General features: G+C 62.2%; 21 protein-coding genes and 1 pseudogene. 21 read left to right on the top strand and 1 reads right to left on the bottom strand.

Annotation, left to right across the window (positions count from 1 at the left end; genetic code table 11):
* Positions 1-383: 383 nt before the first annotated feature.
* The 13 genes and pseudogenes from ACERIT_RS07040 to ACERIT_RS06980 all read left to right on the top strand — a co-directional run bounded on the left by ACERIT_RS07040 (position 384) and on the right by ACERIT_RS06980 (position 14,656).
* Positions 384-1,814, top strand: coding sequence for a hypothetical protein (locus ACERIT_RS07040; RefSeq protein ID WP_373674136.1), 1,431 nt, complete (start codon positions 384-386; stop codon positions 1,812-1,814).
* Between the two features lie 260 nt (positions 1,815-2,074).
* A complete protein-coding gene (locus tag ACERIT_RS07035) occupies positions 2,075-2,227 on the top strand; it encodes a hypothetical protein (protein ID WP_373674135.1) in 153 nt (50 codons plus the stop codon).
* The gene (locus ACERIT_RS07030) at positions 2,224-2,865 is read left to right on the top strand and encodes a hypothetical protein (RefSeq protein ID WP_373674134.1); all 642 of its coding nucleotides are present in this window, start codon (positions 2,224-2,226) and stop codon (positions 2,863-2,865) included. Before ACERIT_RS07035 ends, ACERIT_RS07030 begins: the two co-directional genes overlap by 4 nt.
* A 247-nt stretch (positions 2,866-3,112) precedes the next feature.
* Positions 3,113-4,021: pseudogene (locus tag ACERIT_RS07025) on the top strand (replication factor A); the annotation flags it as partial.
* Positions 4,004-4,678: an RPA family protein gene (locus tag ACERIT_RS07020; protein ID WP_373674244.1), complete on the top strand. Its 675-nt coding sequence runs from the start codon at positions 4,004-4,006 to the stop codon at positions 4,676-4,678. The pseudogene ACERIT_RS07025 and the gene ACERIT_RS07020, both read left to right, overlap by 18 nt.
* Positions 4,679-5,013: 335 nt before the next feature.
* Complete coding sequence (locus tag ACERIT_RS07015; RefSeq protein WP_373674133.1) at positions 5,014-5,388, top strand: hypothetical protein; 375 nt, start codon at positions 5,014-5,016, stop codon at positions 5,386-5,388.
* Between the two features lie 403 nt (positions 5,389-5,791).
* Positions 5,792-6,523 (top strand): DNA polymerase sliding clamp, encoded by a 732-nt coding sequence (locus ACERIT_RS07010; protein WP_373674243.1) that lies wholly within the window; start codon positions 5,792-5,794, stop codon positions 6,521-6,523.
* A gap of 105 nt (positions 6,524-6,628) precedes the next feature.
* Complete coding sequence (locus ACERIT_RS07005) at positions 6,629-8,080, top strand: RNA-guided endonuclease InsQ/TnpB family protein (protein ID WP_373674132.1); 1,452 nt, start codon at positions 6,629-6,631, stop codon at positions 8,078-8,080.
* A gap of 51 nt (positions 8,081-8,131) precedes the next feature.
* Positions 8,132-8,338: a hypothetical protein gene (locus ACERIT_RS07000; RefSeq protein WP_373674131.1), complete on the top strand. Its 207-nt coding sequence runs from the start codon at positions 8,132-8,134 to the stop codon at positions 8,336-8,338.
* Between the two features lie 79 nt (positions 8,339-8,417).
* Positions 8,418-8,750, top strand: a complete 333-nt coding sequence (locus tag ACERIT_RS06995) for a hypothetical protein (protein ID WP_373674130.1) — start codon at positions 8,418-8,420, stop codon at positions 8,748-8,750.
* A gap of 116 nt (positions 8,751-8,866) precedes the next feature.
* Positions 8,867-11,485, top strand: a complete 2,619-nt coding sequence (locus ACERIT_RS06990; RefSeq protein ID WP_373674129.1) for a DEAD/DEAH box helicase — start codon at positions 8,867-8,869, stop codon at positions 11,483-11,485.
* An 82-nt stretch (positions 11,486-11,567) separates the two neighbouring features.
* Positions 11,568-13,127: a hypothetical protein gene (locus tag ACERIT_RS06985; protein ID WP_373674128.1), complete on the top strand. Its 1,560-nt coding sequence runs from the start codon at positions 11,568-11,570 to the stop codon at positions 13,125-13,127.
* A gap of 278 nt (positions 13,128-13,405) precedes the next feature.
* A complete protein-coding gene (locus tag ACERIT_RS06980; RefSeq protein ID WP_373674127.1) occupies positions 13,406-14,656 on the top strand; it encodes an RNA-guided endonuclease InsQ/TnpB family protein in 1,251 nt (416 codons plus the stop codon).
* A 429-nt stretch (positions 14,657-15,085) separates the two neighbouring features.
* On the opposite strand, the gene ACERIT_RS06975 is transcribed toward ACERIT_RS06980, so the two are convergent.
* Positions 15,086-16,057: a hypothetical protein gene (locus ACERIT_RS06975; protein WP_373674126.1), complete on the bottom strand. Its 972-nt coding sequence runs from the start codon at positions 16,055-16,057 to the stop codon at positions 15,086-15,088.
* A gap of 200 nt (positions 16,058-16,257) precedes the next feature.
* Between ACERIT_RS06975 and ACERIT_RS06970 the strand changes: the two genes are divergently transcribed.
* The 8 genes from ACERIT_RS06970 to ACERIT_RS06935 all read left to right on the top strand — a co-directional run bounded on the left by ACERIT_RS06970 (position 16,258) and on the right by ACERIT_RS06935 (position 26,818).
* Complete coding sequence (locus ACERIT_RS06970) at positions 16,258-17,232, top strand: transcription initiation factor IIB family protein (RefSeq protein ID WP_373674125.1); 975 nt, start codon at positions 16,258-16,260, stop codon at positions 17,230-17,232.
* Positions 17,233-17,488: 256 nt separating this feature from the next.
* On the top strand, positions 17,489-17,863 hold the full coding sequence (locus tag ACERIT_RS06965; RefSeq protein ID WP_373674124.1) for a GIY-YIG nuclease family protein: 375 nt from the start codon (positions 17,489-17,491) through the stop codon (positions 17,861-17,863).
* 168 nt (positions 17,864-18,031) lie between these two features.
* Positions 18,032-19,258: a hypothetical protein gene (locus tag ACERIT_RS06960; protein WP_373674123.1), complete on the top strand. Its 1,227-nt coding sequence runs from the start codon at positions 18,032-18,034 to the stop codon at positions 19,256-19,258.
* A gap of 111 nt (positions 19,259-19,369) precedes the next feature.
* Positions 19,370-19,837: a hypothetical protein gene (locus ACERIT_RS06955; protein ID WP_373674122.1), complete on the top strand. Its 468-nt coding sequence runs from the start codon at positions 19,370-19,372 to the stop codon at positions 19,835-19,837.
* 105 nt (positions 19,838-19,942) lie between these two features.
* Complete coding sequence (locus ACERIT_RS06950) at positions 19,943-20,239, top strand: hypothetical protein (RefSeq protein ID WP_373674121.1); 297 nt, start codon at positions 19,943-19,945, stop codon at positions 20,237-20,239.
* 167 nt (positions 20,240-20,406) lie between these two features.
* The gene (locus tag ACERIT_RS06945; RefSeq protein ID WP_373674120.1) at positions 20,407-21,921 is read left to right on the top strand and encodes a hypothetical protein; all 1,515 of its coding nucleotides are present in this window, start codon (positions 20,407-20,409) and stop codon (positions 21,919-21,921) included.
* A 218-nt stretch (positions 21,922-22,139) separates the two neighbouring features.
* Entirely contained in the window at positions 22,140-23,642 is a 1,503-nt protein-coding gene (locus tag ACERIT_RS06940; protein ID WP_373674119.1) for an AAA family ATPase, read from the top strand.
* A gap of 89 nt (positions 23,643-23,731) precedes the next feature.
* A complete protein-coding gene (locus ACERIT_RS06935; RefSeq protein ID WP_373674118.1) occupies positions 23,732-26,818 on the top strand; it encodes a VWA domain-containing protein in 3,087 nt (1,028 codons plus the stop codon).
* Position 26,819 lies beyond the last annotated feature (1 nt).

Raw genomic sequence — 26,819 nt, 5'->3', positions numbered from 1 at the left:
ATTCCCCCGTCGCCATCTCGGCTACGCCGAGACGGAACCAACAAGACACACCGGCCAGGCTTGCTGCGGTGCTCCTCGGCGGGGCCGCTGGCTTGCTCGCTTCGCTCGCGGCGCCGACGGCCCACCTGCGGGCATCCTCGCTGGCGCCGGGCCTGCGCTCCAAGTTCTGGGTGTAGTTTCCTCAAGGGTCAGACGGCAGGCGTCCCCCGCCCCGCGGTAGGGAGGGTCGGCCAGCCGACGCACGTGGCTGCCCGGTGGGTGGCCGCGTGGGTTTCTCTACCCCGAGGCAGGTACAGGGTGTCAGAGACACCTGGCGGTCGGCGGTCAGAAGACGGGCGCGATGAAGGCGCGCCCGACAGGGGATCACTCCCCGTGAAACAGCAATGTCTAGTTTCAACTCAGGGCAAAAAAGCCCATCGGCGGTTGGACAGCCTGACAAGTACGACGAACTCGAGATGGATCTGCTCTACAGCAGTCCCCATCTGGAGAACGGCGATAACGTGGTCGGTGTGGACATCGACAAGCGGCCCCCGACCCCGAACGACGAACCGGTCGAAGACAGCCAAGGTCAGGAACTCGTCCCCGGAAACTACGCGCGTGAACGCTCAGCGCGGATGGACGCGCAGTACCGGGCAGCTGCCTCCAAGCACGAGGCGTCAGACGAGGACGATGAGGCTGACGAGACGGGGCTCCCCCACAGGCGCGAGATGGCCGGCCGTGCGGGCGGCACCTACGCGGACGTCCAGGCGGTGACGCAAGGCCAGCAGTTGGGCGACGTCGTTGAGGGCGATGTTGGCGAGCTGGTGCGCGGCGTCTCCACCGGGGCCTACTGGGAGCAGGCGCTCGCGGAGATGGACGTTCCGGAGCCCCGGCGCGACCTGCAAGCGCCGTTCGCGGAAGTATCCCCGGAGCGCTACACGCTTGAGGCCGAGGAGCGAATGCGCGGGGAGTTCGAGGCCGATGAGCGGAACCGCGCGAAGGCGATCGCGGCAGAGGTCGCTGGTATCGACCGGGCGGTGCGGTCGCGCGAAGATATGCGGACGCGGCAGCCGATTCGGCGGTCGGTCTCAGAGAGCGACGACCCGTGGGAGGGCCAGCCGGCAGAGACGGTCGGCGTCAGACGTGTCGATCCGGCGGACGACGAGCCGGTTACGACAACATCCGTGAGTGACGGCCCTGACCCGCGGGCGTCACTCGACCAGGAGACGCTCGCCCAGGTGAACAAGGGCGCGGCGCGGCTGGCCGAGCACTTCCAAGGCGAAGCAGCGATGTCCAGAGCGACGTTCGGGAAGTGCATCGCCCGGCACGTTCAGGAAGGGTCGGACGTGATGAACGCGACGATCGCCGTCAAGAAGACGCTCGAGCGGATGTCCGAGGTCAAGCAGCCCATCGGGTCGATCGATCCCTACGAGCAGTGGGAGACGACGGTCGAAGCGGAGGTGACCACGCTGTGGACGCCGAAGCACCGGTCGCAGTACCAGGTGGGACTGGTGCAAGACGAAGCGGGCGACACGGCGAAGTTCACGGTCTGGTTTGCGGCAGGTGACAAGCCGACGCTCGCGGTGGGCGACCGGATTCGCGCGGAGCGGGTGCGTGTGAACGCCTACAAGGGAGAGGCGACCCTGGCGGTCGTCGGCGACACGGACATCACCATCCTCGACCGGGGTGACGGCCCGATGACGCGGCGGAAGCGGCAGTCGGACGATCCGACAATTGCCCCGTGGTCAGCCGATAGCGACCAGCACGCGTGGATCAACCACATCGATATGGACCGGGCGATCGAGGTCACGCTCGGACGGCGGGACGACGAGTAGGCCATCGCTCGGCCTCTTTTTTGCGTGTGCCGCGAGCGGCCCTCAGGCAGGCGTCGTAGCCGGCTGGTTGGTGTGTGGCTCCCGGCACCCACTACCCACCGCCCCGCCCACCGCTCCGTGCTCGCGACGCGAGCGTCGCTGCGCGCGCAGCCACAACCTCGACCGCACCGCGTGGCCCGTGGGGGCGCTCGGCGACGCAACCACCTGTGGCGACCGACGTGAGTTTGTCCCTCCCCACAGGGGGTGAGGTGACTTTACAGATGTCCAGCGCAGCATCTCCCTGTGAGCGATCGCGTCCGTGGCAAGCACAGCTGTCCGACTTCCGTCGGCGACCCCGCGAACCGGGGCTCTACGAGCCACCGATGATCGAGGACGACGACTGGTGGCCTGGGAAGGCAGGTGAAGACCGATGACCGAACGGACGCTTCGCATCGAACGGGCGGTCAACGAGCTGATGAACGACCTTCCGGCTGGCGTCGCGTCCAAAGACATCGTCGACGAGCATATGCAGCGACTCGTCGCGGACTACGGCCTATCTGTCGATCGCGCACAGACAGCCACCCGGCAGTACCTCACCACGTCCCGCGAGGGAGTGGCGGAGTACCTCGTCACCCACCTCGCTCGGACGACTGAGACGCCGCCGACACGTGATGCGGTCGTCGAGGATCTCGAGTTCCTCGCCAGCTGGAGTGTTCCTCTCGAGGACGCCTCTGCTGTCGTCCGCCGGAAGTACGACCCCGCCGACCCGGCCGACCCTGACCTAGCCGATCCCGACTCTGCCCCCGACTCGGCAGTGGGCGTTCCAACGGGTGCAACCGATGCTGAGGTCGCGGCCGCGATTCCCAGCCTTGACGACCACGAGTGGTCGTCCACATCCGACCTCGCCGACCCTGACCCCGATGACCCAGATATCCTCGACGCCGATGCGCGGCAGACAGGTGACGGCACCGCCGCCCCTACCAACAGACGCAGTTGGAGGACAAGAATCGTCGCCCGTCTCGCCTCGACGGTCCGCACCGCTCGCCGGAGGCTGGCCGAGCATCGTCTCTGACCGACCACCGAACGCTCCGCACGCAGTTTATCCCCCCGCGGGGGGTGAAGGGGAAATCACGACTATGCAGACGCCGAGCCGAAGCCCGGCGTGCGTGGCGACACCCACCACCCGCGTTCTCGTCGCAACGGCGGTTTATTTCCCCCGAATTGGGTGCAGGGGCGTGAGCAGGAAGGCGCGCAGGGCGTCGGCCTGACTCGAGACGTCCCACCAGCCGATTCCAGAATGCGAATCGGAGTGACCAACGATGGCAGTAGCTAATTCCATCCCCGACGAAGCGGCAGAGCTCGCTGACCAATTCCCGGACGAAGTCGACGTGGACGAAGCGGAGATCGCCGAGCGATTCTCGATGCTCGTCGACGAGTACCGCGTCCCGAAGGACGAGGCCGTCCGCACAACGCGGAACTACTTCCTCGACGCGTACGGACTCGAGTACGACGATCTAGACGGTCAGAGCGGTTCCAACGGTCCGGCCGACGATCGCGAGATTGCGACCGTTGAGGGCCCGAACGAGTGGCTCTCGGTCACGGCGAAGGTCGTCCAGCTCTGGGACAACGATGTCGACTCCATCGCTCAAGTCGGCCTCATCGGTGACGAGACCGGCACCATCAAGGTGACCGTGTGGGAGTCCGCCGACGCACCGACCATCGAGGAAGATGGCGTGTACCGGTTCGAGAACGTCGTCTCCGACGAATATCAGGACCGACTCAGCGTCCAGGTCAACTCCGCGTCCGACATCGTTCCCGTCGACGACGAGGACGCTGACGACCTCGAAGTCGGCTTGACCGATGTCGAGGCCGCTGGCGCAGTCGTGGCTGTCCAGCCCGGAAGCGGCCTCGTCAAGCGATGTCCCGCCGAGGACTGCACGCGCGTTCTCCAGAACGGGCGCTGCTCCGAACACGGCGAGGTCGACGGCGAGTTCGATCTCCGCGTGAAGGCGGTCCTCGACGACGGTCAGACGGCCTACGACGTCCTCTTCAACCAGGAAGCCACCGAGGATCTTACTGGCATCACCATCGAGGAGGCCAAGCAGATGGCGATGGATGCTCTCGACACGAGCGTCGTCGCCGACGCCGTCGAGGAGGAGATCCTCGGACATTCCTACACGGTCTCAGGGCCGGTCATCGGCAACTACCTCGTGGTCAACGACTGTGAGGCGGGCAACACTTTCTCCGAAGACGCTGTCTCGCCCGGCAGCGCAGCGAATGGTGACCGCGAGGTCGCCAAGCGCGTCTTCGCCGAGGAGTTCAACAACGCAACAAGCACCTTCACCGAATCCGACGAAGACCGTGCGCCCGTGTACTCGCTGCTGCCGTCGGGTGAGAAGGCCAATCGTGTCTTCGTGGTCGGAACGCTGACCGAGACGACGGACGTCGGCAACGACTCCGAGTACTGGCAGGCCCGCATCGTGGGCCCGACCGGGACGTTCTTCGCCTATGCTGGGCAGTACCAGCCCGAGGCCGCCAGCGTCCTGCGGAACGCGGAAGCCCCGGCGTACGTCGCAGTGGTCGGCAAGGCGCGCACCTACGAGACCGACGACGGTGACATCAACGTCTCCATCCGCCCCGAGTCGATCAGCATCGTCGACGGTGAGGCTCGGGACGCGTGGGTCGCGGAAACCGCCGAGCAGACGAAGGCACGGCTCGAGGCGTTCGACCCCGACGACCCCACCGAGAACGACGACGAGCGCAACTACGATGCGATGGCGGTCGACCTCTACGACCCTGATCTCGATGCCTACGAGGCGATGGTCAGCAACGCTCTCGACGACCTCGAGGCCGGCGAGATCAACGAAGGAGAGGACGACGAGTAGGGCGGCGCACTCCCCGCTGACGCTGTCTCTCCCTCCGTCGTTCGACTCGTCTCACGCACTTCCATATTCACGCTTCGGTGGGGTTTCTCCCCGGCAAGATTTTTTCGCATACGCTCCCGACCCCACCCCGAGCTCGGTCACGATGTAGAAGCGGCTGTCGACGCCCCGAACAACTGGCTCATCGACGAAGCGCAGTCCCTCGCATCTGTCGACGAAAAAGAATCGATCGTGGACTACTCAACCTCCGTCGAGTACCTCTAAACCTCTAGAGCCGTCCGCTCGCGTATCGGACAGGCAGTAGTTTGTTCTCCCCTGCCGAGAGTGAGGGATTTCCTATGACCGACAATCGTGACGGACAGTCTCCGAACCAGCACTCGGATGATTCCGTGCTCGCCGATGAGGAGTACGATCCCCTCGCGGAGTACAAACCGTACGCCGTCACTTCGCCGAGCTCGAATGGCATTGCTCATCACGTGCATACGAGTCGCCGTCCGGACTGGAAGCCGGGGCAGCCGTGCCCGCACTGTGGATCGAGACTGATCGTGTCCTCCTTCATCGGGACGGAAATTGCGCGGCATCGTGGCGGCAAAGTCACGCGGCTCGGCGGAGGTGACCGGCTCGGCGCCGTCGAGTATCAGTGCGCGGACTGCGAGACTGTCCTCTACAAGGACGCCGCGTTCGATCTCTGGACGACCCTCCACTTGGACTGACCGTCGAGACTACGATGCCTCCACCAAGGACTCACAGGTCCGTCCAGTACGGCCGTTTTTCGCACTCCACGAGAGATGTAAGCTCGAGTGAGACGTCCCACACCACCCTCGAGAACAGTCTACTCGCGTCTACCGACAATCACGACGATCCCAACGATCACAATCCATCACACCTATGGCAGAATCCACACCCGAATCACCCAACGGTACCGACACCGACCCAAATGAAGAGCCCGACATCGACGTCGAGGCCGATACTGAGGTTGACGCCTCTGACACGGAGGCCGAAGCCCCCGACGCTGACGGGACGGAAGTCGAGAAAGCAGATGACGCAGAGACCGATAGTGACGGCAGCGATGAGGAGTCGCCGTCCGACTCCCGCCCACCCCAGGCGTTCTCGGCGATCATCGCGGCTGACCGCCTCGACCAGACGATCACCACGCTTAGCGTCCTCGTCGACGAATCCCGTGTCCACCTGAACGATCTTGGCCTTCGCCTCGCCGCTGTCGATCCCGCGAACGTCGCGATGGACGAGACGAACATCACCGAAACCGCCTTCGAGTCTTACCAAGCCGATGGTGGCGTCCTCGGCGTCGACCTCACCAAGCTCGCCGACGTCGTCGGTATGGCTGATAACGACGACCTCATCCAGATGTCGCTCGACCCGGAGACCCGCAAGCTCCTCATTGAGTTCGGCGGTCTCGAGTACACGCTCGCACTCCTCGACCCCGACACGATCCGCCAAGAGCCCGACATCCCCGACCTCGACCTCCCAGCACGCGTCGTCCTCGAAGGTCGCGACATCGACCGTGCTGTTCGGGCCGCCGATATGGTCTCCGACCACGTCGAACTCATCGTTGATCCCGACGACGAGGCCTTCCGCGTCCACGCCGAAGGCGATACCGACGATGTCGACCTCGAACTCAGTCGCGACGACCTCATCGATCTGGAGGTCGGCGCTGCCGACTCGCTCTTCTCGCTGGACTACCTCAAGGATCTCAACAAGGCGATCCCGAAGGACGCCGAAGTCGAAATCCTCCTCGGCGAGGACTTCCCCGCGAAGTTCAACTACGAGTACGCCGACGGCGCCGCCACTGTCACCCAGATGCTCGCCCCCCGGATTCAAAGTGACTGAGATCGATAGGCTCACCCAAACCATCTACCCTCTTCAGCCGGTTTATGAGTCCTGTGCCACCTGCACAGCAGTCTTTAACACACCACCGTGTGATGGTTTAGAAGGATGAGACGCGTCAATACATTCGATGTCTGTCCTCACTCCCGTAGGGACAAGCTTGCACTCATTGAGCTGTTGGACGCGTCCACCGCGTGCTGGAACCAAGTCCAGTATGCTCGCCGTCAAGCCTTCCTCAATAGGAAAGAATCAGAGGGCAACGCAACTGTCTCGCAGCTTAAACAGGCCGTCAAGAAGACCGCTACCCAAGAAGAATACCGTCAGAAGTACATTCAGCAACTCTCCTCAAGCATCCCCCAGCAACTTGTCCAGAAGAATTGGCAGACGTGGGACGGCTTCTTCGAACTCTTGAAAAAATACCGTAACCCGGAGGATGACAGCGTGACAGACCGTCCCGGCCTACCGGGATACTGGAAGGAGGACGGCGTCCGAACGCTCCATACGCTCCTCCGCAACGATACATATACGCTTTCGCTAGGCAAGCGTTCGCGACTGCGAATTCCACTGGGAAAGGAGCTAAAGGAGAAGTACGGCATCGGATACCACGAAAAACTCACACTCGAAGTTCGTGGCCGCCCGCACTGGGAGGGCAAGCAGGGCCGTCTTGAACTCGTCTACGACCGTGAAACCGAATCGTTCACCGCACATCAGTCCGTTGGCAATGACACGCATACACCATCGAGACGGACCTCTACTCACTCCCACTTACTGGCCACTACGGACGGCGAGGACGTGGTGGCAGCGGTGGACATCGGTGCGAACAACCTCGCTGCCTGTACGACGAGTCGAGGTGACCACTGCTTGTTCCACGGGCGCCCATGCTTCGAAGACTTCCACGCATACACCCGAGAAATCAGTCGTCTACAAGCTATGCTCCCCGATGGCCGGTACTCAAGCAAGCGTATTCGGGAAGTGTACCGGAAGCGTAGCGTGAAACGCGATCACGCGATGGATGCGCTCATCCAGCACCTCGCGGAGTGGTTGGCAGAACATAATGTTACCGAGTTGATTGTCGGCGATCTCTCAGATGTCCTCAAAACGCACTGGTCGGCGCGGGTGAACGAGAAAAATCACTTGTTTTGGGCACATGGGCGATTCCGTCGCCGGTTACACGAGGTCGTAGAGGCTGAGTACGGGATTATGGTGCGCGAAAAGTCCGAGGCAAACACATCCTCGCGGTGTCCTCACTGTGGAGCTGAGAACGTTCATCGAAGCGGTGATCTCTTGCAGTGTCGAACGTGCGGCGTGGAAGCGCACGCAGATGTAGCGGGAAGTATGAATTTCCTCGTCACTGAAACCGCAGTAGAGTATCGTGATTTGAATCAAGGTGGGTCGATGGCTCGGCCCGCGGCTCCCGGTCAGAACAGGCTGGGAGACGCAGTTGCGTGCTTCGAGTGGGACGATCACTGCTGGCGACAGCGTGATCACTCGACCAAAGAGGAACCCGCAAACCACACCCGTCAGGGGAAATTTCCCTCCGGTGACCCAGGCACGGCCTGATTCACTCACGCGGAGGATTCCACGGCATGACCGCCGTGGAGGAAGTCAATGATGTCTCCAGAATCCATGACGTCCGATTCGACTCCACCACTCGATCCTGAACTCGAAACGAGCGCCGAACAGACTGGCCTCGATGATTCCCAACTCGTCGAGGGTGAAGCCATCGTCGACCTCAACATCCCCGACGACGTCGCCTACGACGTCGACGATCTCGGCAACGGCCGCCTCGCCATCCAGTACTGGGAAGTCGATCCCTGACCCCCACACTCGTACCGCCCTGCCCCGACTGCACCCTTGAGGTTAAACGTCCGGGCAACGCACTTTCGATTGATTGCCCGTGAAACCCTCTGCTGCTGCCCCCGCTGGTCAGATCCTCGCGTACAGTTGCCCCCGTTGCGAGCACAAGGGGGTCTACTACTACACCGATCTCGCCCTCTACGACGACGATCGCGACCCTGGTGAGGACAGCATCCTCCCTGAGGACGCTCCCGCCGTCCCCGGCAGCGCGATTGACGCCGACGCCAACGTTATCGTCTGCCCGAACGAGTCGTGCGGACTCGTGCAGTTCCGCCATATCGCGTTCGAACTCCTTCCCCCGACGGCCGTGCGCGCACGTCGCTCGACGCCGGCGGACGACGGGACAAGTGCACTCGTTGAGGCTACTCCGTAGTCGGCCTCGAGAACATCTCGCTCCGCTCGTCGAGGCATCGTCATCCGAAGAACCATCACTGATCTCCGGCATCCCCGCACGGCATTTCTCTCCCTCCACTGGAGGTGAAGGACGTTATGACAAAGAAGTCACCACGGTCAGAGTCGAACGTATCGCGTGCCGGCTCGAAGAGTCGCTCCAAGCCGAGCACCGACGCGGCAGTCTCCCAGCACGTAGAGTTCAAAACAGGGACACGCGCCTTCGATGGATCGGCCGGCAAGCGCCCCTCGATTCGCGATACTGTCGACTGGCTCGCCGAGAACGAGGCCACCGTCGGCGGAAGGCTCGTGAATCACCGAGTGATGACAGGGCAGTCCGCGCAGACTACGGACGTCCCCCTGCGCCCGGAGCTCTCGGACGCGATCCACGAGAAGGGCATCGATCAAGTCTATGACCATCAGGCGGAAGCGATTCGGCACGCTCGACTCCGCAAACACGTCACCCTCGCGACCCCGACCGGGTCGGGGAAATCACTCCCGTATTCGATTCTCGCCGCCGAGCGCGCCCTCGTCGACGACGCCCGCACTCTCTATATCGCGCCGACACGCGCTCTCATCAACAACCAAGCCGACGATCTCTACGACTTCCTCCAGAACGTCGACCCCAGTCTTGACGCAGGCCGCTACACGGGCGGGCTCTCTCGACACCAGAAACGCCGCGTCCGCGAGCGGCAACCGCACGTTCTCGCGACGACGCCTGATATGATCAACTACTCCATCCTCCCATTTGCCCACAAACTCTGGGGCTGGTTTCTCTCCAACCTGGACCTAATCGTCATCGACGAACAACACCAGTACCGCGGCGTCTTTGGTAGTCACGTCGGCGTCGTCCTTCGACGACTCCGCCGGCTCGCGAAGACCTTCGACGCTGACCCGACGATCGTCGCCTGCTCAGCCACCATCGACAATCCTCGCCAACACACTGTCCAGCTGACCGGCGTCGACCCAGCCGACGTCCACGTTGTCGACCAGGACACGAGCGCCGGCGGCTCGACCCACTGGCTCTTCTGGCAGCCGCCACGCGGCCAGCAGGGACAAGCGCGATCGACACACCGGACGACCGCACGCCTCGCAGCTGCGCTCGTCGAACGCGGTCTCCAGACGATCGTCTTCACGCGGAGTCGACAAGCGGCCGAACAGTACGCTCAGGTCACCGCTCGCCGCCTCCAGCGTGACGGCTACCCTGGCCTCGCCGACGACGTGGCCGCCTATCAGGCCGCCCTCTCGGACGAGCGGCGAGAAGAACTTGAAGCCGGGTTGCACTCCGGCGACATCCGCGTCGTCTGGAGTACGAACGCCCTTGAGGTCGGCGTCAACATCGGGAACCTCGACGCCGTCCTCGTCGACGGCTACCCGGGAACACGGATGGAGCTCTTCCAGCAAGCCGGCCGCGCCGGCCGGGGGACCGACCCGAGCATCGTCGGCCTCGTCGGCGGCGCCGATCCTCTCGACCAGTACGCACTCGACCACCCGGACGATCTCCTTGACGGCAGCGTCGAATCCGTTGAATGCAACCCCCAAAACCCACGTGTCGTTACCGAACACCTCCCGGCAGCCGCCGCCGAAGCCCCCCTTACCACCGACGACAACACTTGGTTTGGCGATGATCTCCCGAAGTACGTCTCAGCACTTACCGACGCCGGCATCCTCGACCGCTCGCTCACCTCGACGGATGTCACGTGGACGTACGTCCCCAACGGGGGACCGCCGCCGAGCCAGCACGTTTCCCTCCGGTCGATCAACTCGCGCTCGCTCCGTATCGTTGTGATACCGGACAACCAGTCCTTCCCGGACATTCCCGCGAGTAACGATCTCGACGTCCTCGGTGAACTTCCACTCGCCTCCGGCCTTCGCAATGCCCACCCCGGCGCGATCTACTTCCATCAAGGCCAGCGGTACCGCGTCATCGACGTCGATCTCGATCCGGAAACCCCGCCGGGAGCATCCGATTCTGCCTCGCCAATCGCGTGGGTCGAGCCTACAAACGCGACCTACACGACCAGTGCGGTCACAGACCGCACGCTCACGCTCCAAGACGCCGACGAGACACGCGGCCTCCCCGGCACAGCCGACCCCAAGGTCGCGACCGATGGCGGTGCCGCGAGCGCCGACACAGCACTCCCCGCCGTCCAGCTCACCGAGTTGACCGTCAGCGAAACCGTCGTCAGCTACTACACCCACCAGTCCGGGAGCTTGAATGGACCTGTTCCGATCGAGACCAACCTTCCGGAAACCGAACTCTCCTCGGATGGTCTCGTCATCACCATCCCGCCCGCCATTCGGGATGCCTTCACCGAGGAGCGTCCCAACGCCGACGACCCTGACGCGACACCGCCGTCCTTCGAGGGGAGCCTCTACGCCCTCACGAACGCACTGCTGGGCGTCCTTCCAGCGACCGTCCTCTGCGACCGCAGCGATATGCGCGGGCTCGCAATCTCGCGTCTCGACACAACCGGCCACCCTACGATTGTTCTCTACGACGACCATCCTGGTGGCGTCGGCCTCGCTCGTAGCGTCTTCCAGCATCTCGAGGATGCCCTCGAATTCGCACGGACTCGCGTTGCCGACTGCGGATGTGACGAGGGGTGCCCGGCCTGTATCCACCACCCTCACGACGCCTCGAGCAACCAGACGCTCGACAAGGTCGGCGCGCGCCTCCTTGCGGATCTCCTCCTCGACGATACGCACGCGGCCTGACCACTGCATCATCTCCCCTTCGCTACACCCTCCCATGGACTAAAGTCAGAGAACTGCATATATTCTGGCGAGTTGACTGCTCATGGCGAGCGATCTCCCCGCCCCACCGACCGAGTCAGGCGTCTATCCCGAGGACCGTATGAAGGTCTCACGATGGCTGACCTGGAAGGAAGCCGATGACGGCCGCAAGATTCCCCGCGCACCCTACCACAACTCAAACCAGCCAGATCGGTACGTCTCCGCGCAGGACCCAACCATCTGGACGGACTTCGAGACCGCAGCAGAGTGGGCGGATAAACTCCCCCATCACCAACTTGCGTACGTTATTCCCGACCGCAACGACTTCGAGACCGACCTCGTCGTCATCGACTACGACGACACCCGCGACCCCGACACGGGTGAAATCCATCCCCTCGTCCATGATCACCTTGCTGACGCCGATTCCTACGCCGATGTCTCTCCGTCTGGAACAGGTGTTCACATCCTCTGCCGCGGTCAGCTCCCCGAGCGCGTCAAGACCATCTCTGACGACCTCTCCGAACACGAGGCCTTTCCCGGGGCGTCGATCGAGGTCTACGAGTCCGCGCGTTTCATCACGATGACCGGTAGACACATCGCCGGTACACCCACCGAGACGCGCGACTGCCGGACCTTCCTTGATGGGCTCGTCGAGGACTATGCGACCGTCTCCGCAGCGACCCCCGACGAAGTCGCCTTTGAACCGGATACCACTCGCGAGGACATCGAAGACGTCGAGACCACGAGCGACATTCAGGACGTCTTTGACGCCATCCAGCACGTCCGACCGAGAGACATCAGCCTCCGCTCGACTGTCACTGAGGAGCGCGCTGACGGTACGCAGTCACTGGATCCATCCTGGGCGAACTCTTCGTCTGGCACGCGCCTCGCCCAGCTTGATGAAGGCTGGGTGTACCGCGATGGTCTCATCGGCCTCGACGCTCTCCAAGTCGTCGCCCTTGAGGAAGGCATCATTACTGACGAACGAGATTATCCCTCTGGGGAGGACTTCTGGGAGGCCGTCGACGAGCTTCGTGCTCGCGGCGCGCACATCCCCGAGTACGAGGAGGACAAGTCGGAGGCCGCCCCATCGGCAAGCGACTGGTCGCCTGCTCCCGACTCTGCCCCCGACTACACTCCTGACCGCGACGCCGACGCCCAGGCGACGGGCAGTTCATCACCGTCCGACCTGGGGTCATCCCACAGCAGCGGTCGGACGCGTGGCCGCGATTCTCCCCGACGCGGCGAGGGCGCAGAATCACTCTACAAGGCAGAAATCGACCGTCTTGAAGCCGAACTCGAAGCTCGAGAGGAGCGGATAGACGAACTCGAAGCCGAACTCGATGAGAGAACAAAGAAACTTCGGCGTATCCACGTCCGTAACTCCCAACTCGAAGACGCCCTCGAGAACGACGCCGAAGTCCAAGTCCGTGCCCTCAACACTGACACGCTCGTCGACATCCTCGATGACCAAACGCTCGTCGCGATCGTTGAGTATGTCGCCGACACCCACGCTGACGACGATGGCAACCTCGAGCTCTCCACAGCCGACGACTCAGGTGGACGTCTCGCCAGTCTCAAGTCCTTCCTTCGCTCGGACTCCTCGTCCTCAACTTCCCGCTGAGCGCATGGTGATTTTCACTCGGTATCAGGGGTGTCCTCCCTATCTTAGAGCCGCGTCCACCGTCTTACCTCTCGGTTCCTGTTTTTCGCCCCCGACGTGAGGTGGCGGGAGTCATCACCGATCCCTCTCCGTCCCCCACTATTTTCTTCAAGGAGAGAACTCCGTGGTTTACGACGGGCGTGAATCCGACAACTCCCCCACAACTCACCGACGACGATCTAACTGGCTATTCAACGCTAATCCGACTCATTAAGTAAAGCTACCTACATAAGCTATGTATGGCGATTGAGGTCACTCGGACCTATGTTGGTTCCATCCAGAACAACCGACAGGTCTGCGATGGCCTTGACTCGCTCGGAGACTCCGCCTCGAAGATTTGGAACGTCGCACGATGGACGGTAGACCGCGTCTGGGACGCAACTGGCAAGATCCCAGACGAGGGTGTGCTGAAATCCTATATGAAGAAACAGTCGTGCTGGAAAGATCTGAACGCACAATCCAGTCAGAAAGTCATCGAAGAACTTTCCGACGCTTTCCAGTCATGGTTCGACCTGCGACAGAAAGATCCCGAGGCGAATCCGCCCGGCTACCGCAAACACGGCGACGAACGCCCCAAGAGTACGGTCACGTTCAAGGAAGACGGCTTCAAACACGATTCCGAGAACAACCGCGTTCGACTCTCGAAAGGCTCAAACCTCAAGGAGTATTGGTCGGACTTCATCCTCTGTGAGTACCAGACCCGTCCGGACGTTGACCTCTCAGAAGTCAACTCGGTACAGAACGTTCGCGCCGTCTGGAACGGTGACGAGTGGGAACTGCACTTCGTCTGTAAAGTCGAACTCGAAGCCAACGACTCAGTAGGCGACGACGTGGCAGGCATTGACCTCGGCCTCACGAACATCGCAACCGTCGCCTTCCCTGACCAATACGTCCTGTACCCTGGGAACGCGCTCAAAGAGGACAAGCACTACTTCACCCGAGCAGAGTACGATACTGAGGGTGAGAACGGTCCGTCAGAGAAGTCGATGTGGGCACGTCGGAAACTCGCTGACCGCGAGACACACTTCTACCACACGCTTACGGACACCATCATCACGGAATGTGTCGAACGGAACGTGGGAACGCTCGCGGTGAGTTGGCCCGAAGACGTGCGAGAGTCTGACTGGGGCAAGACTGGCAACAAGAAACTCCACACGTGGGCGTTCGACCGTATCTACCAGTACCTCTACTACAAGGGCGAGATACGCGGTGTTGAGGTGTTGAAGGAGAACGAGTGGGACACCTCGAAGACGTGTTCGGCGTGTGGCGATGACACGAAGTCGAACCGCACGTACCGTGGCTTGTACGTCTGCTTGTCGTGCGAGTTGGTAGCCAACGCGGATTGCAACGGGGCGGAGAATATGCGGCAGAAGATAACTCCGAGTCCTCACGGTGAGGATAGGAGTAACGGCTGTGTGGCACAGCCCTCGGTACACCTGTTCGACCGCGAGAGCGGGACGTTCAAACCAAGAGAACTGGCCGTATCGTAGACCAGCAAATATCCCACCTGCGGTACGGGAAGCCTCGTCATAAACGGCGAGGAGGATGTCACGACCGAGAACGATTCATCACTCTCGATAGCAACCGTGTTCAGACTCGCAAGATACCCGACTCGAAGTGTACAACCGGGCCGTCCGAGACCATCGACGACGATGTCGCTTCCAGTACCGCTACGTGCCCCGAGTGCGACGGTGTTCTCCACGTCGACCACGTTCATGGCGAAACCGGTGTGCCGACTGTTAATTGTGGGAGCAGCCACGAAGGCGTCGCGACCGCTGGTGGATCCGGTCCCCACTCGTGGAGCCGAAGCCGTATAACGTCTTGATCGACTGGTCGCAGTCTTCCCATTCGTGACTCATTGGTAGCAGTACGTCGGCATCGACCGTAAGCGTTGGCGACCGGTGCGAACGCGGGGTGCGCTACCGCTCTATCTCCGCGCCCGTCCGAAAACTCGTGAGGTCGTCGATACGGGCTTCGAGTTCCTCGATCTCCCGCCGCAGTTCGTCTGCGTCCTCGTCGTCTGCGGCAGCGAGGCGGTCCTTGAGCCCCTGGAGCCGTGATTCCTTCACCTCCTCGTCGATCTCGGCCTTTCGGACGTATTCGCGTTCGTCGATATCGTAGACGTCGGATTCGGTGAGTTCTGTGACGTCAAGTGCCTCGTCGACTTTCTCGAGGTCGACGCCCATCACCCGCTCGCGGTCGATCCCGGCCTCTTCTAGGACAGCCAGCACCGTCTCGTCATCCTTGAGCGAGCGATTGCGTCGCGTGGTGCGCTGGACCGATCCGTACTGTCCCGTGACCGGCCGGTCGTGATGGAGGCGGGCCAGGATTATGTCGGCCACCTCCTGCCGGAATTCGTTGGCGTTGCGCTGGACGTCCGAGCAAAGCGTGTAGAGGTCGATCAACGTCTCCGTCCCCAGGTTGGGGAGATCGGTGACATCGTATCGTTCGAGCGCGTCCACGAGCAATAGCGCGTCTGAGTACACGTCCAATCTTTCGGGTTCGGTTCGATCGACGGGTTCCGAATCCAGGTCCGAGTCGACCACTTGCGTCGACGTTGGGCCGTCGCTTTCGACGAGGACGCCGGCGTCTTCGTCAATCTCGAAGCGGGGATGGAGACTCAAGACTGCTGGATACGGATCTGCGTCGGGCGGCAGTCGGTCGAGTTCGAAGCCATCGTGGGCGTCCTGAATCCGTCGGTAGAGCGTTTCGAACTGGTCGCGCTGGAGTGGTCGCTTCTCGTCGGCGTTGTCGAACTCGACGATGACGCGCTGGTCCTGAACATCGGTAATGCGAAACCGCTTGTGCGACAAGGGCGTGATGAGCGTCGCGCCATCGGAGAGGTCATCGAGTTCGTCGAGAAGCGTCCCCCAACTCGCGGTGAACGGCATACCAGACAGATGGTAGAGACGCCGCTAAAACCTATTGCAGGCTTAGTGCCTATGGCACCCAACCTACCATCGGATGCGTCTCCACAGCTCTCGATAGAGGGGGAGAATTATGTCGAAGGCACCGTGAGTGATTTTTTGGCCCCCTGATGGGTGAGAGGTCTGTCGCGACGGCGCGATCCTCGAAACGCGGTGAAAAATCTATGGCGAGTAGAGACATCTACGAGCGAACGTTCGATGAAAATGTACAGGGTGACGCAAGCACGAATCAGTGCCCCGAGTGCGATGGCGATCTCCACGTCGACCTCGTTCATGGAGAAACCCGGTGTGCTGATTGTGGACTCGTCGTCGCTGAGAATGCGATCGACCACGGGCCGGACTGGACGGCCTTCTCCGCGGACGAACGTGAACAGAAGTCCCGCACGGGCAGCCCGCTCACACCAACCCAGCACGACTTTGGCCTCAGTACCGAGATCGACTGGCGCAACAAGGACGCCTATGGAAACACCATCTCCTCACAACGGAAAGCGCAGCTAACCCGCCTTCGCACGTGGCAGCAACGGTCCCGGACCGGCAACTCAAAGGAACGCGGCCTCAAGGCCATGCTCTCAGAGATCCAGCGTATGGCCGCCGCCCTCGATCTCCCGGACGACGACCACGACATCGCCGCCGTCATCTGCCGCCGAGCCAGTGATCAGGACCTCCTCCCGGGTCGGAGTTACGAAGGCGTCGCGACTGCCGCCGTCTACGCCGCTATCCGGCAGGCCGGTCTCCCACACGATCTCGAAGCCCTCACGCAGGTCAGTCGACTCAACGACAAAATCCGCATCAAGCGCACCTACCGGTATCTCGTCCGTGAACTCGAGCTCGAAGTCCCTCCACCCGATCCACGGGACTATCTCTCCCGCCTCTGTTCGGAACTCGATCTCAGCCAGGAGACCAAGCGGTTTACGACGGAACTCCTCGAGGATGTTATGGAGGCGGGCATCCACTCCGGGAAGCATCCCGTCGGGATCGCCGCCGCTGCTCTCTACGTCGCCACGCACCACTCGGATTCGCCCTCCAGTGACTCGTGTACGCAATCTGAACTCGCGGAGGCCGCGAACGTGAGCGTGGTCACGATTCGCAACCGCTACCACGACATTCAGGATACCTGTCACCCGATGGTCGAAATCTAACCTGCCCCTCGAATGCGCCGTTCGCACCTCCACCAAAGACCGGCAAGCCTAGGCAGCCTCTCTCCCCTGTCGATACCTTAAATTTACTCCACACGGCTGTTGACGCCCTGTGTTGCCCCCGGAGCCACTGCGTTCCGACTCCGATGGCGATCACCAATATGTCGTGCCCACCAGTAGCAGGTTCTACTACACTGGCATCCATTGGCCTATGGATCTATATATGGTATTTATTTGGTTAGAACCACGGAATTTGACTATGGGTCTCGAAGACTTCCACCCGGATGACGTTCTTGAATATGCTGATAAGCTGCAGGATGAGCCAGTAGAGGGCACTGTGCATCCCGGAGTCTATGTTATCTATGATGGCATATCCGGAGAACCATTGTACGTAGGGGAAACCAAGAACGTGTATCAGCGATTATATGATCACCACTGCCGATTGAAGCAAGAGAGCAAAACTATCCGGGAACTCGTTGAAGACGATTCAAAGTTGGAACGTGAGACAGAACAGGGGCGAATGTGGGAGTGGACCGAGTGGAGTTGGGTCAATATTGAAGAGGACAAGACTAAGCGTCAAAATGTCGAGCGAGTCGTTGAGAACAGGCTCAAACCTAGGTACCCGTCTGATTAGAGAATACGATCTAGACAGTAGTGTTGCGCCCGTAGACCATGATCTGGTCATCTGCTGGTTTGTCCTGCGCTACTGGCAGCAGACGCGCAGACACTCTCGTCGCCCCTTGCCTCCGAGAACGGCGAATACGGTCCTGCGAACCGACAGAGCCGACCCTTACTCTCCACTATGCCATTCACGAGTCCCCCGACCCCTGCGCTTGAGACGGCCACCTATCCGGCTGACTGCCGTGACCACGACCAGTGGTTGACTTGGAAGCCAACCGACAACGACCGAAAGGTCCCACGAGCGCCCTATGCCTATCCGGACTGGCCCAAGCGGTATGTCGATGCTCAGAACCCCACGGTCTGGACGGACTTCGAGACCGCCCAAGACTGGGTCGAGAAGCTCTCCGCCGGTTTCGCGCTTGCGTACGTCATCCGCAACCGTGACAAGTACCCCGACGAAGACCTCGTCGTCGTCGACTACGACGATGCTCGTGATCCGGGAACTGGTGCTATCCACCCCGTCGTCCACGAGCATTTGCAGACTGCAGATTCGTACGCCGACGTCTCCCCGTCTGGAACCGGCGTTCACATCCTCTGCCGCGGTCAGCTCCCCGATAACGTCACGACTGTTGCCGACGATCTTCCCACCCAGGACACCTTTCCGGACGCCTCTATCGAAGTCTACGACTCCGCCCGTTTCGTCGCGATGTCCGGCCAACATCTCGTCGGGACGCCTACCGAAACGCAGCCGGTGCAGGCGTTCATCGACGACGTTGTCGACGTGTTCACGACCCCACAGCCACAGGCGGATACCTCATTTGAGGTCTCAGAGCCGCCCACGGACGCGTTGCCTGAGGCCCCCTCGTCGCCTCCATCTCAACGGTCACCGCCTGCATCCACGACCAACATCGAAGACGTCTACCGGGCGGTCGAGACGACGCGACCGTCCGAAATCCGCCTCGACTCGCCAATTACGGAAACTCGTAGTGACGGCACGAAATCACGGAACCCCTGTTGGACGAACTCGGACTCCGGGACCCGCCTCGCCGAGATGGAAGACGGCTGGATCTATCGGGACGGACTCATCGTTCTCGACGCCCTCCAGATTGTCGCCCTCGAGGAGGGCATCGTCACAACTGCCGGCGAGTATCCTTCCGGGAAAGACTTCTGGGAGGCTGTCGAGGAACTCCGCGCTCGTGGTGCCGACATCCCCGAATACGAAGCCGACTCCGACCGCGAGGAGGCGTCCGATCGGTCTGCTCCCTCCCCATCCCCGACAGCCGGCCGGTCGCTGCGGGATCTACACCGCGAACTCAGAGTGAAAACCATCGAGCGAAACCAGCTTAGAGACGAACTCGTGACTCGCCGTCGAGAACTCGCCGCTCGAATCCGTGACGTCCGGTCGTAACTCGGCGGTTTCCCGTACGTGGTTCCGAGTGCGAATCCGACGACGAGAACTCCCCATCATTCCGTCGAATTTCTCTCAGGCCATCGCAGGTGACCCACGAGGTAACTCAGTATGACCGACACCAGACCACTGACCTTCACAGCGCTGACCGAGCACCCGCTCCCGCTTAACGAAGACGAGGTTACGGCGTTCGCCGAAAACCACCCCCAGCTTGACCCGGACAGCCACGTCGACGCACTCCACGAGGACTACATCACTCTGCTCGCGGAAACCGCTGAGTGGCGCGTCTTCACTATCGATCTCTATGGTTTTGATGAGCGTATCTACTTCTGGCACGGCGCTCTCGGCGAAGGTCTTGCCGTCCCAACGGACGAGTGGGCAGCAGGAAACCTTGCCGAGGCGTTCGCACTCTACCGGCAGGCTATGGCCGACAACGTCAGTCGTGACGGCCTTCCCCTCACGCCCGACGAAGACGCCGAGTGCCCCTACTGCGGGGGCGAACTCTCCTCCTCAACGACGCCAGCAGGTTCGGTTGACCAACGCTGCACGAGTTGCGGCGAACATCGAAGCATCGGGTGACTCGGCTTGCCGTCCTACCTACAAAAAATCGAACCGCCTACTGACCGAGATCGGCCCTCTCACCCCGGTTTCTTTCCACCTACGGTAGATGAGGCGTATTCAAATATGTACTACAGAGTCCGATTCCCCGACGTCGGCGCAGGCGCGACGCGGCTTGCGTGCTTCATCGAAGGTGAGAGCGAAGCCGCGGTTCGCGAGCTGGCAGCCGACCACCCGCACTTCCGAGGCTGGGACGCTTCGAAGGGGAGCGTCCGGAAGACGAACCTCGCAAACCGGAAGTCACTCGAGAACCGCATTATGGACGTCAGCAATCCGAATGCGGCCGTTCTCGAAGATGGTACCGTGCTCCGGCGGTCTCTGGATCGCGACGAGGTCGTCGAGCACCACCCCGAACGGACGTAGGCGCTCCACGACCGACCGAACCCCCACCGTCCTCCGCACAGCACCGCACGGCGTAGGCGGATTTCTTCCTCCCATCGAGTGGTAGAGGGCGGTGAAAACGACCCTCAGCGCACACTAGGCGGACGACAATCCCTCCACGTCGAACTCAATCCTAGAGGTCATTCACGATGTCAGCTGAAACTCAGCCCAGTTCAGAGCACCGCGATGCGCCACGGAGCGACCGTGACTTCGCAGTCGACGAGAGCATCGACGTCCGATCACTCATCGCGAAGGAGCAGACACTACCCTTCCTCGGGCTCACCCCCGCGGACGCGACAACAGCCGACTATCCGGACGGTATCGAGCCCACTGGTCGCCGCTTTCTCAACACGGACGCAAACGAGTCCCGCTCCCTGAAGGTCGTCATCAAGGCGCTCCCGCAGGCCAGCAGCGGAGAACTCCACGCGGTCAACGAATTCGTTGATCCAGCGGACGAGACGATCGACCCTGAGGAGATTCGTGACGTCGACGGCCTCAACGCCGATCTTCTCGAAGCTGCGACCGGCCAGTCCGTCGAAGAGCTCGTCGCGAACGCGCCAAGTGACCGTCTCCTTGACGTCACCGATCACCAGGACATTATCGACCGCCGTCGCCTCGCCCTCGCAGCACTCGGCTACCCCGTCAAGTTCCGCTGGCAGATCGCGACCTCCACGTACTCGATCGTCAACCCCGAGGAGGCCTACCTCCCACTGATGGGGGCGCTCCAGAAACACGGCGCTGACGAGGCGTTCGGATGGGCGGATATGCGGGACTGGGGTGGCGTCGCGAAACTCACCGTCATCGTCCCGGGCTTCCGCCGCGAACTCGATATGAGCCAGTCGGATGGCTCGACGAAGGCCGCTATTCGCGAACACGATGCGCTTGCCGATGTCGACCCCGCGATGAGCGATGGTAGCGACGAGGACGACGAGACGGCGACCGTGACGGTCTACGGCGGCATCCAGACCGGATACGACTTCCGTGGCTCCCAGACGATGTGGGCGAAGCCCCTCCTCTTCTTCCCGGGGTCGGGCACGGTTATGTACGGTGTCGGTCAGCGGTACTCGCGGAGACACGTCGGCGATGTCACGAACGCTGCGCACGAACGCGCTCACGACCGCGTCCCCATTATGGAGTGGTGGGGAAACATCTACGACGATCTCGACGAGCGAACGACCACCGTCGACGATGTCCTCGTTCGTGCCCGCTCGGTTGCGATCGACTTCGAGGAACTCCCCTTCGATGTCGACGACTTCTACGTCTACCTCGGAATCCCCAGCACGTACGCTGAGAGTGCGAGTACTCGAGCTACGCGCATCGCGATGCCTGACTCCTGTCCCACACTCTGGAATCTCCAGTTGTCGCTCCTCGTTGCCCTCGGTGAATTCGAGGGCGCCCGAGCCTCCGACACCTTCCAGGCTTACAATGAGGTTGCCCGCGACATTCTCTTTTCACCCGGCAAATCCATCCAGCTTGCCGCCCGCGAGCACGACCTGCAGGCCGATGACGACGAACCGAGCATCGCGCCTGACCAGCAGACGCTCAGTGATGCTCTCGGTGAGGCATTCGCTATTCCCGGCGTCGAAGTCGCCTCTGAGCGCGACCTCTCAGATACTGACGCCCAGCGCGTCCAGAACACCATCCAAGAATCCCTGAACCAGTAGTCTGAGAGATGCGTTCCCGTCACCCTCCATCACCTCTCAAGACTGACCGCGTCGCCTACTACAGGGATTATCCCCCACGAGATCCTATCTCCCACTTCGACTAACCAGCGCGCCAACTGCGACCACCATCCTGTTACGGTCTCACAGTCGAACATTTTTCCCGCACTTCGCTCCGTGAACGCGATTGACCAGTTATGTCACAAGTAGCCCCACAGTCCATGAGTACCGACGACCAGCAACGGTTCCTCAGCCACCTCGCTGCCGGCCTCATCAAAGAAACCGGCGGAGATCTCCCAATCGAGACACTTCACCTCCGCGCCAGCGATTATCTCGACCTCGATGGCGACACCGTCACCCGGCTCGTCGAGGACGGGGCTAGCAACGGAATCTACACGCTCGACCGCGACAGCGACGGCGGTCAGCGCATCACGAGCGTTACCCCAGAAGGCGACTGCCCGACTGAACTCGCCGCACACGTCGACGCTCTCACTGCCTCTGCCGACAGTATTGATTTCACCATCCTGGACGGCGTCGGCGACAGCGTCGAGCAGAACCTCATCGACGCGGGGTACACCACGTTCGGCGAACTCCACCGTGCAGACCCTGAGAACCTCACAGATATCCCAACCCTCACAGGGAGCAAAGCCCAGCTCATCGTTCAACAGGCCGGTCAGCACGTCCAGGTCGAGACAAAGATCGCCGAAGACGCCCTCACTCGGTACCGTGAACGCCTCGGCGATGACACCTCCGGTTCGGCGACCGTCTACTCCATCACTGACGTCGATCAGGACGTCGGCGACCCGCTCGCAGTTGTCGACTCCTCGATGCCGGTCGAAGAGGCAACCTTCTACGGACTCCCCATTCTCGAGGACAACGACCACCCACACATCGTCCGGAAGCGCGATATGCCTACGCGGGCCGATGAGGTAATCGTACCGAAGACGACGACGATGGAGGATGTCCAGCTCGACACGCTTGAAGCGACTGCGATGAAGCTCGCCCGCGGCAACCGCGGCCTCCGACTGGTCGGCCCTCACGGCGCCGGGAAGAACTACCTCCTCAAATACCTCCACTACAAGACAAATCGCGTCCTCGTCAGCGTCGACGCCGACGCCTCGATGCTCGCCCAGGACCTCCTCGGTATCTCTACGGTCAACGAGGACCGCATCGTCGTCTTCCGCGACGGCATTCTCACGAAAGCGATGAAGCACGGCTACACGATCGTCATCAACGAGGTGAACGCCGCGCCGGCGGGTGTCATGATGGCACTCCAGAAGGTTCTCAATCAGAACGTCCTCACTGTCAAGGAATCCGGCGAGGAGATCATCCCGCACCCGGCCGCTCGGATTGTCGTCACGATGAACCCACCAACGCGCGAATACCGAGGGAGCGAACCGATGAACGCCGCGACTCGTGACCGCTTCCAAACTATCTTCTTCGAATATATGGACCCCCAGGACGAGATCGACTTTCTCGATCAAAAGTACAACACAAGTCGCCAGCGCATCGACCGAGACAGCCTCCGTCGGATGGTCGAGTTCGCAAACGCCACCCGTGACAACGAAACGTGGCCGACGCTCTCCACACGGAAGCTCGAAGACGCCATCGACTGGTACGATATGGGGGCGAGCGTTCGCGGTGCCCTCAAGCACGTCGTGAAGGCGAGCGCCGAACCCCACCAGAACCCCGACGATAGCTACGACAAACTCGAAGACACCTGACTCCCCGGCCTGCCGTCGCCAGCAGGGGTTTCTCGCGCGCGACGGCACGTAGCCGCGTCCCCCCGTCTTCATCAGAGGTGATTCCAGTTATGCCATCACTCACAGCCACGTCGAGCGGCGCCGACACCGCACGGTCCGTTCTCCCCGACCGTCCAGCGCAAGCCCGCCGCTCCCAAAAGCGAACTCGACGGTTGACCGAGTACATCCAGGCTCACACCGGCGAAAACATCGAAGTCGTCCTCACATCACACGTCCAGACTGCGTGCGTTCTCCCGGCTGACGCCGATCGCCTAATCGACGCCGATGCGACCGACTTCGACCAGCAGGCCGCCCAGCAGCTCGTCGATGCCGTCGACGGTGACTACCTCGTTCTCATCTCCACCAGTCCGGCGAATCTCGATAACCTCCCGCTCGACGACCAGCTCACGGCCGACCGCGCCCAGCAGTTCGGCCTCTCACTACACGAACTCGGCCATATCCGTTACACGAACATCTCGGTCGTCGCCGACCATCTTAACGAGCGCGTCGACGAGGAGTACCAAGAGTTCGTCCACGGCCTCATCAACTACGCCGAGGATGCCGCGATCGAACACCAACTCCGAGCGGCACAAAGTCAGCTCGCCGCCGACCGCCTCGAGCTCGTCAACCGGAGTCTCACTCAGATGGCGAGCGATCTCCCCGACACCGCTACTATCACCTTCACCTACCGGGACGCGATCCAGTCCTACCTCTACGACCACGGCATCTACGACTCTGGGAAGAGTGACGTCCTCCTTGACCCGGACGACCTCCGGATCACCTTCCAGTCCCAGGATGACGCGGCGGCCTTCGCGCAGACACAGGACGCGCTCGGTGACCTCCTCGCGACCGTCCTCAGAGAACCCGACTCCGTGAAGCGTGGGGATGCCGTGCTCGACTGCTGGGAACAGACTATCAAGCCGCTCCTCAACCAGATGGACGAGGACAACCACCAGCAGGGTCAAGAAGACGAAAACACCGCCGCAACGGGTGGCAGTAGTCCGAACACGCCCCCGTCGCCCTCTCAGTCCGACTCCTCGACGCCAGACGAGTGCGAACAGGGCGAGTCGATCGAACCGTCCGCTGACCCCGACACGGACGCAGAGGCAATCGATGAGTCGCCGGAGGATGCACCCAGTGGGGACGGCGCCGCAGACGCCGACCCGAGTGACGTCTCGGAGTCGCCAACCGGCGGCAGTCCGGAGACGTCCGGAGATACTCCTAACGGCGAGCAGGGTGAGTCGCCCGCTGACCGCGACCCCTCGGAGGCATCGGGTGACGACGCTTCCGCGGAGCCGCCGGCGGACTTCGACCCAGAGAACGTCTCCCTCGAGCAAACTCAGGATGGGCCCTCCGCAGACGTCCTCGCCTACCCGGATATCGGGACGGCAGACACCGCTGACGAGCTCGCGCCCGACGACGCCGGGGCCTCTGCACACGACGACGGAGCCTCGTCCGAGTCCGATGTGGAGTCCGATGCCGAGCCTAACCCCCAGGCTGAGTCGATGGACACCTCCCCGGACGAGGGCGAGAGCGACGATCCGTCGGACGAGTCGGGGACGGATGCTAGCGGTGCAGACTCCGTGGACGGAGAACGTGACAGTGGTGTTGGAGCGTCCAGCGCCAAAGATCTTGAATCCACGTCCGACGAGATCGGAGGGTCGGCGGCCGAAGAGAGCGGCATTGAGGAGCAGGGAGACGGAGAGGCCACCGAGGGCGCCGCAGACAGTAGCGGAGCGTCCGATGCGTCGAGTGGCCCGTCGAACGGGCAGGCGTCGATTTCGGACTTCCTCGGCGGTGACAGCGCCGGGCGCGACAGCGGTGAGGCCGCGAGTACCGACGAGGAGGCGACCTCAGACGGCTCAGATACCTCAGATACGTCCGACACGACCGGTGGAAACACGGATGGCGCAGGAGCGCCCGACGATCGCGCTGACGGCGTTCCATCTGAAGACGATGGCGAGGCCAGAGACGCGACTGGCGGCACGGACGGGGGCGACACGGACGACACGGGGGACGGAAGCACCGGCACGGCAGGTGAGGATGGAGAGGACGCCGACTCAGACACGCTCGACGACCCCGCCGCTGACGGCACTACAGAAGACGGCGAGACGGACAACACCGGCAAGCCGGCCGAGGAAGCCGCAGCGCCGCTCGCCGAGCCAGCGTACGATGATTCCCTTGACGAACGAGCCGACGCGCTCAGCGCGGACCACGCCGCCGCTCACGAGGAAGCCGACCGCGCCACTCCCGAGCAGGACGCGCTCGAACGCGACCTCGAAGAAACCCTAGCCGCCCTCGAAGATCTCGCGAGCGACGGCGACACCGACGAGAGCGGCGAGAGTCCCGACACGTCGACCGCACGGCGACGTGGCGGCACCGGCGCAGGAAAGGGAAGTCTCGACTCGCTCTCGGTCCTCCCGCAGATCGGTGAGCAGGCACCTCCCGCGAGGTGGCAAGCTGCGACCGCGGGTGCAGACGCCGTCGGTGGCACTCTCCGGATGGCGCTCCGAGAGAGTCGCCGTGACCAGACCCGCAGCGGTGTCACCAGCGGGAGCTTCGACCGACGCCGCGCTGGCGCTCTCGCCCGCGGCGACGTCGACGCCTTCAGCGTCCGCCAGCAGGGCGACGAGAAACAGTACGACCTCGTCCTCGTCCTTGACCGCTCCAGCTCGATGAGCAATCTCATCGACACCGCCGAAGACGCCGTTGCACGGTTCGCTCTGGCCTGCGAGGACCTCGGCATCAACGTCGCCATTATGGACTTCGTCCATGGGGACGCCCGCCTCATCAAACCATTCAGCGTCGAGACCGAACACGTCCAAGCGAGTCTGCTGAGCGGCAAGACGGGCGGCGGTACGCCTCTCACTGATGCTCTCGGACTCGCCCGCCGCCTCCTCGAGCAGCGCCGCGACTCCCCCCTTGTCCTCATCATCACCGACGGCAAGCCCGGCTCTCCTGGTGACTACCAAGAGGAACTCCAACAGACGTACGCGCCTGTATGCGGGCTCACGCTCGCTCTCGATTTACCCCGCGGGCAGGCTCCAGAGCGCGCGAAGGACGTCGAGCAGTTCTACGATCGCCACCTCTACGTCCACGACGCCATCGACCTCGACCGCCGCCTCGACCAGTTCGCCGTGATGTTTGACGGCCTCTAAC

The organism is Halopenitus sp. H-Gu1 (assembly GCF_041821145.1).
Lineage (GTDB): Archaea > Halobacteriota > Halobacteria > Halobacteriales > Haloferacaceae > Halopenitus.
The sequence above is the reverse complement of the archived record's forward strand: the minus strand, read 5'-3'. Positions and strand labels throughout refer to the sequence as shown.

What these genes read in the sequence shown, in the direction of transcription:
- ACERIT_RS06960 (WP_373674123.1), top strand. Translation starts at nt 18,032, where the DNA reads ATGCCATTCACGAGTCCCCCGACCCCTGCGCTTGAGACGGCCACCTAT.
- ACERIT_RS06935 (WP_373674118.1), top strand. Translation starts at nt 23,732, where the DNA reads ATGCCATCACTCACAGCCACGTCGAGCGGCGCCGACACCGCACGGTCC.
- ACERIT_RS07040 (WP_373674136.1), top strand. Translation starts at nt 384, where the DNA reads ATGTCTAGTTTCAACTCAGGGCAAAAAAGCCCATCGGCGGTTGGACAG.
- ACERIT_RS07015 (WP_373674133.1), top strand. Translation starts at nt 5,014, where the DNA reads ATGACCGACAATCGTGACGGACAGTCTCCGAACCAGCACTCGGATGAT.
- ACERIT_RS06970 (WP_373674125.1), top strand. Translation starts at nt 16,258, where the DNA reads ATGGCGAGTAGAGACATCTACGAGCGAACGTTCGATGAAAATGTACAG.
- ACERIT_RS07035 (WP_373674135.1), top strand. Translation starts at nt 2,075, where the DNA reads ATGTCCAGCGCAGCATCTCCCTGTGAGCGATCGCGTCCGTGGCAAGCA.
- ACERIT_RS06975 (WP_373674126.1), bottom strand. Translation starts at nt 16,057, where the DNA reads ATGCCGTTCACCGCGAGTTGGGGGACGCTTCTCGACGAACTCGATGAC.
- ACERIT_RS07000 (WP_373674131.1), top strand. Translation starts at nt 8,132, where the DNA reads ATGTCTCCAGAATCCATGACGTCCGATTCGACTCCACCACTCGATCCT.
- ACERIT_RS07030 (WP_373674134.1), top strand. Translation starts at nt 2,224, where the DNA reads ATGACCGAACGGACGCTTCGCATCGAACGGGCGGTCAACGAGCTGATG.
- ACERIT_RS07005 (WP_373674132.1), top strand. Translation starts at nt 6,629, where the DNA reads ATGAGACGCGTCAATACATTCGATGTCTGTCCTCACTCCCGTAGGGAC.
- ACERIT_RS06940 (WP_373674119.1), top strand. Translation starts at nt 22,140, where the DNA reads ATGAGTACCGACGACCAGCAACGGTTCCTCAGCCACCTCGCTGCCGGC.
- ACERIT_RS06955 (WP_373674122.1), top strand. Translation starts at nt 19,370, where the DNA reads ATGACCGACACCAGACCACTGACCTTCACAGCGCTGACCGAGCACCCG.
- ACERIT_RS06985 (WP_373674128.1), top strand. Translation starts at nt 11,568, where the DNA reads ATGGCGAGCGATCTCCCCGCCCCACCGACCGAGTCAGGCGTCTATCCC.
- ACERIT_RS06980 (WP_373674127.1), top strand. Translation starts at nt 13,406, where the DNA reads ATGGCGATTGAGGTCACTCGGACCTATGTTGGTTCCATCCAGAACAAC.
- ACERIT_RS06965 (WP_373674124.1), top strand. Translation starts at nt 17,489, where the DNA reads ATGGGTCTCGAAGACTTCCACCCGGATGACGTTCTTGAATATGCTGAT.
- ACERIT_RS06945 (WP_373674120.1), top strand. Translation starts at nt 20,407, where the DNA reads ATGTCAGCTGAAACTCAGCCCAGTTCAGAGCACCGCGATGCGCCACGG.
- ACERIT_RS06950 (WP_373674121.1), top strand. Translation starts at nt 19,943, where the DNA reads ATGTACTACAGAGTCCGATTCCCCGACGTCGGCGCAGGCGCGACGCGG.
- ACERIT_RS06990 (WP_373674129.1), top strand. Translation starts at nt 8,867, where the DNA reads ATGACAAAGAAGTCACCACGGTCAGAGTCGAACGTATCGCGTGCCGGC.